The 9,929-nt window shown below is 64.0% G+C and carries 13 protein-coding genes; 6 read left to right on the plus strand and 7 right to left on the minus strand.

Features of this window, described 5'->3' with window-relative positions; translation table 11 throughout:
• From EOA27_RS09405 to EOA27_RS09425, 5 genes are all read right to left on the minus strand, one after another.
• Positions 1–468 (minus strand): DUF992 domain-containing protein (locus EOA27_RS09405; RefSeq protein ID WP_145970302.1); only part of this gene is annotated, 468 nt, incomplete at its 3' end.
• Between the two features lie 206 nt (positions 469–674).
• Positions 675–1,526 (minus strand): tetratricopeptide repeat protein, encoded by an 852-nt coding sequence (locus EOA27_RS09410; protein ID WP_126081410.1) that lies wholly within the window; start codon positions 1,524–1,526, stop codon positions 675–677.
• A gap of 131 nt (positions 1,527–1,657) precedes the next feature.
• On the minus strand, positions 1,658–1,924 hold the full coding sequence (gene rpsU / locus EOA27_RS09415) for a 30S ribosomal protein S21 (protein WP_042639546.1): 267 nt from the start codon (positions 1,922–1,924) through the stop codon (positions 1,658–1,660).
• A gap of 173 nt (positions 1,925–2,097) precedes the next feature.
• Positions 2,098–2,490, minus strand: a complete 393-nt coding sequence (locus EOA27_RS09420) for an SET domain-containing protein-lysine N-methyltransferase (protein WP_126081411.1) — start codon at positions 2,488–2,490, stop codon at positions 2,098–2,100.
• A gap of 166 nt (positions 2,491–2,656) precedes the next feature.
• Positions 2,657–3,025: a YrdB family protein gene (locus EOA27_RS09425; protein ID WP_126081412.1), complete on the minus strand. Its 369-nt coding sequence runs from the start codon at positions 3,023–3,025 to the stop codon at positions 2,657–2,659.
• 30 nt (positions 3,026–3,055) lie between these two features.
• Here EOA27_RS09425 and EOA27_RS42945 point away from each other — a divergent pair, with 30 nt between their 5' ends.
• The 6 genes from EOA27_RS42945 (at position 3,056) to EOA27_RS09450 (ending at position 8,795) form a co-directional block, all read left to right on the plus strand.
• The gene (locus tag EOA27_RS42945; protein ID WP_281059018.1) at positions 3,056–3,181 is read left to right on the plus strand and encodes a hypothetical protein; all 126 of its coding nucleotides are present in this window, start codon (positions 3,056–3,058) and stop codon (positions 3,179–3,181) included.
• 41 nt (positions 3,182–3,222) lie between these two features.
• A complete protein-coding gene (locus tag EOA27_RS09430; RefSeq protein ID WP_126081413.1) occupies positions 3,223–4,476 on the plus strand; it encodes a sarcosine oxidase subunit beta in 1,254 nt (417 codons plus the stop codon).
• A 72-nt stretch (positions 4,477–4,548) separates the two neighbouring features.
• Positions 4,549–4,845: a sarcosine oxidase subunit delta gene (locus EOA27_RS09435; protein WP_112126462.1), complete on the plus strand. Its 297-nt coding sequence runs from the start codon at positions 4,549–4,551 to the stop codon at positions 4,843–4,845.
• Positions 4,842–7,835 (plus strand): sarcosine oxidase subunit alpha, encoded by a 2,994-nt coding sequence (locus EOA27_RS09440; RefSeq protein ID WP_126081414.1) that lies wholly within the window; start codon positions 4,842–4,844, stop codon positions 7,833–7,835. The genes EOA27_RS09435 and EOA27_RS09440 overlap by 4 nt, the downstream gene beginning before the upstream one ends.
• Complete coding sequence (locus tag EOA27_RS09445; RefSeq protein WP_126081415.1) at positions 7,828–8,409, plus strand: sarcosine oxidase subunit gamma; 582 nt, start codon at positions 7,828–7,830, stop codon at positions 8,407–8,409. The genes EOA27_RS09440 and EOA27_RS09445 overlap by 8 nt, the downstream gene beginning before the upstream one ends.
• Before the next feature lie 170 nt (positions 8,410–8,579).
• Entirely contained in the window at positions 8,580–8,795 is a 216-nt protein-coding gene (locus tag EOA27_RS09450) for a hypothetical protein (RefSeq protein WP_126081416.1), read from the plus strand.
• Positions 8,796–8,883: 88 nt separating this feature from the next.
• Here the strand turns inward: EOA27_RS09450 and EOA27_RS09455 are convergent, their stop codons facing one another.
• Positions 8,884–9,117, minus strand: a complete 234-nt coding sequence (locus EOA27_RS09455; protein WP_126081417.1) for a DUF680 domain-containing protein — start codon at positions 9,115–9,117, stop codon at positions 8,884–8,886.
• 165 nt (positions 9,118–9,282) lie between these two features.
• On the minus strand, positions 9,283–9,927 hold the full coding sequence (locus EOA27_RS09460) for a TetR/AcrR family transcriptional regulator (protein WP_126081418.1): 645 nt from the start codon (positions 9,925–9,927) through the stop codon (positions 9,283–9,285).
• Positions 9,928–9,929 lie beyond the last annotated feature (2 nt).

Genomic DNA, 9,929 nt, shown 5'->3' on the forward strand with positions numbered 1-9,929 from the left:
GGAGTGGACGAGGTCCAGCGACGCCACCGCGACGGCCAGGTTGACGCCGGTCTGCGCCTGCACGCTGAGCGGCTCCAGCATGAAGGCGCCGTCGAGGCCGCCGACCAGGAGATTGGCGCCGCCGCCGGTCACGACGGAAGCCTCGGCGTTGACGCCGTAATAGCTGCCGGCGAGGTCGCCCGCCTCATGATGGCGCGTGGCGCCGAGCACCGCCCAGACCAGCTGGCCCTGATGCGTCTGGCCGATGTCGACGCCGAGCTTGGAGATCATGCCGGTGTACTGCTCGGCCGGATCGTGATGATAGGGACGGAAGGTGCAGGACACGCCCTTGTTGGACGTGATGACATAGCCGACGCCGCCGTCGATCGTGCAATCGAGCGTGCCGAGCCGGAGCGTGCCGGCGCTGACTGGGGAAGCGAGGACCGTGGCGGCAAGCGCGGCAGCGGCACAGGCAAGGGATTTGATCATTGGAAAGGTCCTTTCGCGAAAATCTTGGCCCCGGCTTAAACGGTCGAGGTGCAAGGAGCGTTCCGCCGAAAACTTGGCGCGAACATGGCAAAGGTTAACGCACTGCCCTGGGCGGTTAACGGATCGCTATCGGCGTCGCCACGGCGCAACACTGCGGCCGCCGGCGGCGACCGCGCCTGGCGCGAGATGCCCTTCCGTTACAGGCTTCAGCTGGCGTTGCCGCCGGTGCGCGACAGGCCGTCCTTGGCCGGCTGGTAGTTCGGGTCGAGGTGGATCGCCTCGCGGTAGGACTTGGCGGCCCTGACCTTGTCGCCACGGCGCTCGTAGATCAGCGCCTGGTTGGCCCAGGCCTCGGCATTCTTGCCGTCGAGCTTGATGGCCATGTTGAAGTCGGAGAAGGCGTTGTCCTCGTCGCCTGTCGCAAGATAGGAGAGGCCGCGGCCGTTGTAGGGCTCGGCGGCGTCCGGCGCCAGCGAGATGGCGGTCGAGAAGTCCTCGATGGCGAATTTGTGCTGGCCCTGGCTCTGATAGATCAGACCGCGATTGTGGTAGGCGCGCGCATCCGTGGTGTCGAGCTGGATCGCCTTCTGGAAGTCGTTGAAGGCATCCTGGGTGCGGCCCGCCTTACGGTAGAGATTGCCGCGGCCGATATAGGCGGCATCGTAGTTGGCGTTGATCTGGATCGAGCGGTTGTAGTCGGCCAGAGCGGCTTCCTGATTGCCGAGGAAACGCTGAATCAGCGCGCGATTCGAGTAGGCCTGGTAGAAGTTCGGATTGAGCTGGATGGCCTGGTTGAAGTCCTTGAGCGCCGCCTGGTACTGGCCGCCGCGGCCATAGGCCGAGCCGCGCACATTATAGCCCTCGGGATCCTGCGGATTGCGCTGAATGACCGCCGAGAGCGAGGAGATGTTCTCGCTTGAGCCTTGCGCCTTGTCGATCGAGTTGAACTCACCTGTCGGGGCCGTCTGGCATGCTGCAAGCATCAGACCCGAAAGCAGGGCCGCCGTCAGGGCGAAGCCGCGAAAACCGGTTCCACGCTCCACGGTAATAGCGTTCATCTTTGTCCTCACTGCCGCAGCGCCGTCAGTCCGTTCCCTCTCCGACCGGCTCGAATCTATAAACAAAAAGGTGGCGGCGATTCCGCATCGCGCCACCTTCGGTATCCTTCGAAAAGGACGAAAAATAGGCGTTATGAGCGCGGCGAACGCGGCGCGCCACCAGCACCGGCCGGAGCCGGACGCGGGGTCATCGGCAGCAGGCCTTCGCGCTGGGCGCGCTTGCGGGCCAGCTTGCGGGCGCGGCGCACGGCTTCCGCCTTCTCGCGGGCACGCTTCTCGGACGGCTTCTCGTAGTGACCGCGCATCTTCATTTCACGGAAGATACCTTCGCGCTGCATTTTCTTCTTCAGCGCGCGAAGCGCCTGATCAACGTTGTTGTCGCGGACGAGTACCTGCACGGGCAATCCTGTCTTCGGGTTTGAAATCGTTAGGCAATCGGCAATAGCCGAGATGCCTCCGCGGCGAGTTGCACCGCGAATTGTGGCGGCTGATAGCAGAATCAGGCCGGGATGTCCACCGCTGATTGCGGGAAAGCGCGATCAAAAACCGGAGCAGTGCGCTAGGCCGCGATTCAATCTTCCACCGCCGCCAGATGGAGGCGTGCGAAATCCTCGAAAAACTCGCCGTAATCGCAGGTGATTTCCTCGCCGGCGGCGATGTCGCGAATGGCGGTGGCGCCGCCATATTGCGAGAAATCCGTGTTCGGCCGCTCGGAGTGGTTCATGAAGCGGCCATTGTCGACCTCATAGACCATGAAGCCGGGCTTGTCCGGGCTCGGATAGGCATAGCGGTCGAGCAGTTCCCTCAGATGAGGGGATGCCGCTTCATATTTTTCCATCGGAATCAGGCGGTCGAAATCGGGATCGAGCCGCCAGATCGAAGCACCTTTGCGGATCGGCTCGGCAGCGAAGACACCGACGCCCTCGATGGCGCTCTGCGCAACATAGGTCCTGATCAGCAGCATCGTTCCGGTCCGATTTCGACGGGAAACGAAAATCGTCAAAACGGGCCGAAATGCAAGGCCGTATCGCGATATTTCAGCGGATGAGTGTGCCCGCCGTCCGCCTCACGGATCACGTCCGGTTGATCGAAGCGTCCGGCTTCGGCCGCGGCAAAGGCTGCTGTTGCCCCTACTGCCGCAACAGCCAGCCCAGCCGGTCCAGGGAGAAGGCGTAGGTGAGGGCGATCAGCAGGGCCATGACGATGCCCGCGGCCGCATGACCGACCAGATAGAATCCGGCGGCGCCGCCGAACAGGATGACGAGTTCCAGCGCCAACCGCGCCGCGCCCGGCACAGGAACCGGCGCGCGGCCTGACCGGCTTGGGTCGTCAGGAACCGCGAAGGTTCCCCACAGTGCAGCCGCAACAAGCGGCAAGGCCAAGGCGAAGAGCCAGCGCCACCATCCTTCGGACAGGCTCCAGCCTGCCATGCCGAGCCCGAGCAGCGCAGCAAGTTCCAGCAGAAAGCGCAGGGTCAGATTCCACCAGGCGTTGCCCATATTGATCCTGTAGGTCTCGGAGCAGCCGGTATGGCCGATCGCGGCCGCGGCTACCAGCCCGGACGCCATCCTTTCGGCATGGCGCAAAGCGGCAAGCGCCGTCGCAAACAGCGCAAGGATGACATCGCGGTTTCGCTAGTGATACTCCTCGCGTGACGGGCGGACGACATCCGCGATTTTTGGCGCGAGGCTATAACGTGAAGAAATATTCGGTATTCGCCATCGCCCGCGAGGCGATGCGCGGCCACAAGGGCTGGAAAGAGCAGTGGACCTCGCCCGAGCCGAAGAAGGAATACGACGTCATCATCGTCGGCGCCGGCGGGCACGGCCTGGCGACGGCCTATTACCTGGCGAGCGAGCACGGCATCACCAACATCGCGGTGCTGGAAAAGGGCTGGCTCGGCGGCGGCAACACTGGTCGCAACACCACAATCATCCGCTCCAACTATCTCTATGATGAAAGCGCCGGCATCTACGACCGTGCGCTGAAGCTGTGGGATGGATTGAGCCAAGAGCTCAACTACAACGTCATGTATTCGGCGCGCGGCGTCATGATGCTGGCGCACAACGTGCATGACGTGCAGGTGTTCAAGCGCCATATCCACGCCAACCGCCTCAACGGCATCGACAATGAATGGCTGACGCCGGAAGAGGCGAAGGCATTCTGCCCGCCGCTCAACATCTCCAAGGAAGCGCGCTATCCGGTAATGGGCGCCGCGTTGCAGCGGCGCGGCGGCACGGCGCGCCATGACGCGGTGGCGTGGGGCTATGCGCGCGGCGCTTCGGCGCGCGGCGTGCACATCATCCAGAACTGCGAGGTCACGGGCATCAAGCGGGCGGCGAACGGCGCTGTCAGCGGCGTGGAGACGACGCGCGGCTTCATCGGCGCCAAGAAGGTCGGCGTGGTGGCGGCCGGCCATTCCTCGGTCATCATGAACATGGCCGGCGTGCGCATGCCGCTCGAAAGCTATCCGCTGCAAGCGCTGGTGTCGGAGCCGGTCAAGCCGGTGGTGCCCTGCGTGGTGATGTCCAACACCGTGCATGCCTATATCTCCCAGTCCGACAAGGGCGAGCTCGTCATCGGCGCCGGCACCGACCAGTATGTCTCCTATTCGCAGACCGGCGGCCTGCACATATTGCAGCACACGCTGGACGCCATCTGCGAGATGTTCCCGATCTTCACCCGCATGAAGATGCTGCGCTCCTGGGGCGGCATCGTCGACGTCACGCCCGACCGCTCGCCGATCCTGGCGAAAACACCGGTCAAGGGGCTTTACGTCAATTGCGGCTGGGGCACCGGCGGCTTCAAGGCGACGCCCGGCTCGGGCAATGTCTTCGCGCACACGATCGCGAAGGACGAGCCGCACCCGATCAACGCGCCTTTCACCCTCGAGCGCTTCCGCACCGGACGCCTCATCGACGAGGCCGCGGCGGCGGCGGTGGCGCACTGATGATGGCTCAGTCGCATTGCGATCAACAGGCCGACGCGCGCGTCGGTCACGGCAAGTTTTAGGATCACCCAGATGCTTCTCATCCGCTGTCCCTATTGCGAGGAAGAGCGCCCGGAACTCGAGTTCCGCAATGCCGGCGAGGCGCATATCGCGCGCCCGACGAACATTGCCGCCGAGAGCGACGACGATTTCGAGAAATTCTTCTTCATCCGCGCGAACCCGAAGGGCGTCATCTATGAGCGCTGGCGCCACATCCATGGCTGCGCGCGCTTCTTCAACGCCGTGCGCGACACCGTCACCGACAAGTTCGTCATGACCTACAAGGCCGGCGAGCCGAAGCCCGCGAAGCTGCCCGGAGCCGCGAAATGAACGCCATGTTCCGCATTTCCGGCGCCGGTCGCCTCAGCCAGGCGAAGACCGCCTCCTTCAGTTTCGACGACAAGTCCTATGTCGGCATCGAGGGCGACACGCTCGCCTCGGCGCTGCTCGCCAACGGCGTGCATCTGGTCGGGCGATCGTTCAAATACCATCGGCCCCGCGGCGTCCTGTCGGCCGGCGCGGAAGAGCCGAACGCGCTGGTGCAGATCGTGCGGGACGATGCTCGCAAGACGCCGAATGTGCGCGCCACTGTCCAGGAGCTCTATGACGGGCTGACCGCCCATTCGCAGAACCGCTGGCCGTCGCTTTCCTTCGACGTCGGCGCCGTCAATGACATCGCCTCGCCGCTATTTTCGGCCGGCTTCTACTACAAGACCTTCATGTGGCCGAAGGCCGCTTGGAAGAGCCTTTACGAGCCGAAGATCCGCGCCGCGGCCGGCCTTGGCGTTTCTCCGGACAAGCCGGACCCGGACCACTATGCCGCGCGCTACGCGCATTGCGAGGTGCTGGTGTTGGGCGGGGGCGCTGCCGGCATTGCAGCTGCCCTTGCCGCCGCCGAAACGGGCGTGCGGGTGATCCTCGCCGACGAGCAGGCCGAATTCGGCGGCAGCCTGCGCTTCGAGAGCGGCGCCAAAATCGAGGGCGAGAATGGCTATGCCTGGGCGCAAGCCGCGATCGCCAGGCTCAAGGCGATGGACAATGTGCGGGTGCTCTCCCGCACCACGGCTTTCGGCTATTACGCGCAAAACTTCGTCGGCTTGGTAGAGCGGGTCAGTGATCACCTGAAGAATCCCGGCCACGACCTGGCGCGCGAACGCCTGTGGCAGGTGCGCGCCAATCGCGTCGTCATCGCCACCGGCGCCATCGAGCGCCATATGGTGTTCGCCAACAACGACCGTCCGGGCGTCATGCTGGCTTCGGCGGCGCGCACCTATCTCAACCACTATGGCGTCGCGGTGGGCAGGAATGTCGGCGTCTATACGGCCAATGATTCCGCTTACGCTGCGGCGATCGATCTCAAAAAGGCCGGCGTCAACATCGCGGCCATCGTCGACCTGCGCGACAATCCGTCGGGGCCGGTGATCGACGAGGCGAGGGCGCTCGGCATCGAGATCAATTTCGGCCGCGCGGTGGTGAGCGCCGGCGGCAAATTGCGCGTGTCGTCCATGACCGTGCAGCCGAAGAATGGCGGCGGCGGACGCACCATCCCGGTCGACGCGATCCTGATGTCGGCCGGCTGGACGCCGTCGGTGCATCTGTTCTCGCAGTCGCGCGGCAAGGTCGCCTTCAACGACGAGACCAAGCGCTTCGTGCCCGGCACCTACGCGCAGGATTGCGTCTCGGTCGGCGCCTGCAACGGCACGGACGGGCTGGACGCGACGGTAGACGAGGCCTATGCGGCCGGCGCCAAGGCGGCGAAGGAAGCCGGCGGCAAGGCCGGAAAAGGCGCCAAGCCAAAGGTCGATGCCGGCGAGAGCTGGTCGCGCGGCATGCTGGGCGCTGCCCCCGGCGCCGGGCAAGGCACCACGGTCAAGGCCTTCGTCGATTTCCAGAACGACGTCACCGCCAAGGACATCCGCCAGGCGGTGCATGAAGGCATGCGCTCCATCGAGCACGTCAAGCGCTTCACCACTAATGGCATGGCGACCGACCAGGGCAAGACGTCCAACATGCATGGCCTGGCGATCGCCGCAGAGGAACTCGGCAAGCCGATCCCGCAGGTCGGCCTCACCACGTTCCGCGCGCCCTATACGCCGGTCACTTTCGGTTCGATCGTCGGGCACGCGCGCGGCGCGCTGTTCGACCCGACCCGGCGCACGGCGACGCATTGCTGGGCGGTACGCCAAGGTGCGGTGTTCGAGGATGTCGGCCACTGGAAGCGCGCCTGGTATTTCCCCAAGGCGGGCGAGGACATGCACGCCGCCGTCAACCGCGAATGCGTGACGGTGCGCAAGGTGGGCGGCCTGTTCGACGCCTCGACGCTCGGCAAGATCGAGGTGGTCGGGTCCGACGCGGCGAAATTCATGGAGCTGCTCTACACCAATCCGTGGGAGAAGCTGGAAACTGGCCGCTGCCGCTACGGTATCATGCTGCGCGAGGACGGCTTCATCTATGACGACGGCGTCGTCGGTCGACTGGCACCGGACCGTTTCCATGTGACGACGACGACCGGTGGCGCGCCGCGCGTCATGAACCATATGGAGGATTACCTCCAGACCGAGTTCCCGCATCTCAATGTCTGGCTGACCTCGATCACCGAGCAATGGGCGGTGATCGCGGTGCAGGGGCCCAAGTCGCGCGACATCATCGCGCCGCTGGTCGAAGGCATCGACATGTCGGACGAGGCGATGCCGCATATGTCGGTGCGCGAGGGCAAGATCTGCGGCGTGCCGACAAGGCTGTTCCGCATGTCCTTCACCGGCGAGCGCGGTTTCGAGGTCAACGTACCGGCCGACTACGGCGAGGCGGTCTGGGAAGCGCTGTGGGCCGAAGGGCAGAAGCATGGCGCGACCGCCTACGGCACCGAGACGATGCACGTGCTGCGCGCCGAGAAGGGCTATATCATCGTCGGCCAGGACACCGACGGCACGGTGACGCCGAACGATGCCGGGCTCGACTGGGCGGTCGGCAAGAAGAAGACCGACTTCGTCGGCATTCGCGGCCTGACCCGGCCGGACCTGGTGGCCAAGGGCCGCAAGCAGCTTGTCGGGCTGAAGACCAAGGACCCGAAAGTCGTGCTGGAAGAGGGCGCGCAGATTGTCGCGGATCCGAAGCAGCCGATCCCGATGAAGATGATTGGCCACGTCACCTCCAGCTACTGGTCGGAGAATTGCGGCCGTTCCATCGCGCTGGCGCTGGTTGCCGGCGGCCGCGATCGCATGGTTGAGACGCTCTATGTGCCGATGCCGAACGGCACGATCGAGGTGGAAGTCACCGGTATGGTGTTCGTCGACGAGAAGGGAGAACGCCTCAATGGCTAAGGCTGCTGCCAAGACAAAAGCTGCTGCATCCGCTTCCGTCGAACGGCGTCCCGCGCTTGCCGGCCGCACGTTGTCGGCGCCCTGCGTGAAGGTGGAGATGTTGCCGCCGGCCGAACGCATCTCGCTGCGCGCGCCACAGGCTTCGCTCGCCGCGCTCTCCAAGGCGCTCGGCGTGACGCTGCCGGTCAAGCCGAAGAGCTCGGCGACGAAGGACGGGCGCACGGCGCTGTGGCTCGGCCCGGACGAATGGCTGGTCATCGACGAGGCCGGCAACGATCCGCTCGCCGACTGCGCCAAGGTGACGGCGCTGCATTCGGCGGTCGGCATCTCGCATCGCAATGTCGGGATTTCGGTTTCCGGGCCTGCTGCCGCGGCGACGGTCAATTCGGGCTGTCCGCAAGACCTGTCGCTCGAGGTTTTTCCGGTGGGTGCTGCCTCGCGCACCATTCTCGGCAAATCCGAGATCGTGCTGCTGCGCACCGCAGCCGATGCGTTCCGCGTGGAATGCTGGCGTTCCTTCTCGGACTATGTCTTTACTTTGCTGTCGGAAGCGGCGAGCGACGCGGCGAACTGATCCTCGCAGCAATTGGTGCGAGGAACCATCGCCGGTCCGCCTCGTTTCCACGATTCGAGCGATTGAGCGTTTGGCAAGACGCCCAATCGCTCAAAATATTGCTCTGAAGCAGTTCCGGACGGAAAACCGCTGCGCACTTTTCCTGGAACTGCTTATCGAGGAGATTGCCGATGCCGTCCAAAACCGCGCCGAAATCGCCCAAGAAGACTCCGGCCGTCCGCTCGCTGGAGCATGAAAGGCACGAGATCGAGGAAGAAGAACTCGAGGAAGGCCTCGAGGACACGTTTCCGGCCAGCGACCCGGTGTCGATCACGAGCACTTCCATCCCCGGCAGGCCGGCAAAGCCGGCCAAGGCCGTGCCAGGAACGAAACCGCGCAAGAAATAAGCCTGGGCCGATCGCTCGAGGCTATAGGCAAAACGAAAAAGGGCGGCCAAGTGCCGCCCGTTTTCGTATGAAATCTTACCAGTGGCGCTTACAGGCCGGGCACGAACCAAGGGTTTACGTCGATGCCAAGCTTCGGGCTCTTCGGCTGGGTCTTGGCGGTGTCCGCCTTATCGACCGAACCGGTGGCGGTGCAATCGAGGGTCACATTGGCATTGGTCTGGGTGCAAGCAGCCGGGGCATGCTTGGCCGGCTGGCTCGCGCCGGCAAAGGCGGCGCCCGAGAAAGCCAGAACGGCAGCCAGGGTGAGGATGATCTTCTTCATTTTCCGTCTCCAGTCGTACATGTACGATATAGCGTACAAATACGGTTAACGGAAACTGAATTCAAGAGGGAATTTGTACGTGTACGATAAATTTTCTTGAACGTAAGAATTCGTCGGCGCGAATCCAGGCGATGGGCTATCAGGGAAAAGCGCCGCAACCGGCGGTCAGCAGTTGACGGGTGTTTCGGTCAGCGAGGGGATATCCTGCACCGACAATGAGGCCAGCATGAAGTCGCACATCCGCTTCACATACGCCTGCGGATCACCGAACGGATAGAAGGGGAAGGTGATCAGCAGCGAAATCGTGCCGTGGCCGACGGTCCACAGCATGGTGGCGATAGCGCGCGGATCGCCCTTGAGCTTGCCGGCGGCCACGCAGGCCTCGACCCGCTTGATCAGCACCTTCATGGCGGGGTTGCCCGCTTCCATGTCCTCGTAGCTGCGGCCCTCGGGCAGCCGGGTCTTCTCGGTCATGAAGACGGTGCGGTATTCGTTTGGATTGCCAAGGCCGAAAGCGGCATATTCGGTCATCACCGCCTTGAGCGCCTCGATCGGATCGTCGGCGGGGTGTTCCTCGATGCGACGGGCGAGCGTTTCGAAAGCGTCCTCGGCGAGCGCGAACAGGATGTCCTGCTTATCGGCGAAATAGGAATAGACCGACATGGGCGCATAGCCGACGCGCTTGGCAAGCTTGCGGATGGTCAGGCCTTCGTAGCCCTCCTCCTGAACAAGCTTGTGAGCTGCCGCGACCAGCTCGGAGCGAAGCTCAGCCTTCTGCTTTTCGCGGCGTTTCTGAACGCTCAGCGTCAATG

Source organism: Mesorhizobium sp. M2A.F.Ca.ET.037.01.1.1 (genome assembly GCF_003998075.1).
Lineage (GTDB): Bacteria > Pseudomonadota > Alphaproteobacteria > Rhizobiales > Rhizobiaceae > Mesorhizobium.

What these genes read in the sequence shown, in the direction of transcription:
- EOA27_RS09410 (WP_126081410.1), bottom strand. Translation starts at nt 1,526, where the DNA reads ATGAACGCTATTACCGTGGAGCGTGGAACCGGTTTTCGCGGCTTCGCC.
- EOA27_RS09420 (WP_126081411.1), bottom strand. Translation starts at nt 2,490, where the DNA reads ATGCTGCTGATCAGGACCTATGTTGCGCAGAGCGCCATCGAGGGCGTC.
- EOA27_RS09425 (WP_126081412.1), bottom strand. Translation starts at nt 3,025, where the DNA reads ATGGGCAACGCCTGGTGGAATCTGACCCTGCGCTTTCTGCTGGAACTT.
- EOA27_RS42945 (WP_281059018.1), top strand. Translation starts at nt 3,056, where the DNA reads ATGGCCGATCGCGGCCGCGGCTACCAGCCCGGACGCCATCCTTTCGGC.
- EOA27_RS09435 (WP_112126462.1), top strand. Translation starts at nt 4,549, where the DNA reads ATGCTTCTCATCCGCTGTCCCTATTGCGAGGAAGAGCGCCCGGAACTC.
- EOA27_RS09440 (WP_126081414.1), top strand. Translation starts at nt 4,842, where the DNA reads ATGAACGCCATGTTCCGCATTTCCGGCGCCGGTCGCCTCAGCCAGGCG.
- EOA27_RS09445 (WP_126081415.1), top strand. Translation starts at nt 7,828, where the DNA reads ATGGCTAAGGCTGCTGCCAAGACAAAAGCTGCTGCATCCGCTTCCGTC.
- EOA27_RS09450 (WP_126081416.1), top strand. Translation starts at nt 8,580, where the DNA reads ATGCCGTCCAAAACCGCGCCGAAATCGCCCAAGAAGACTCCGGCCGTC.
- EOA27_RS09455 (WP_126081417.1), bottom strand. Translation starts at nt 9,117, where the DNA reads ATGAAGAAGATCATCCTCACCCTGGCTGCCGTTCTGGCTTTCTCGGGC.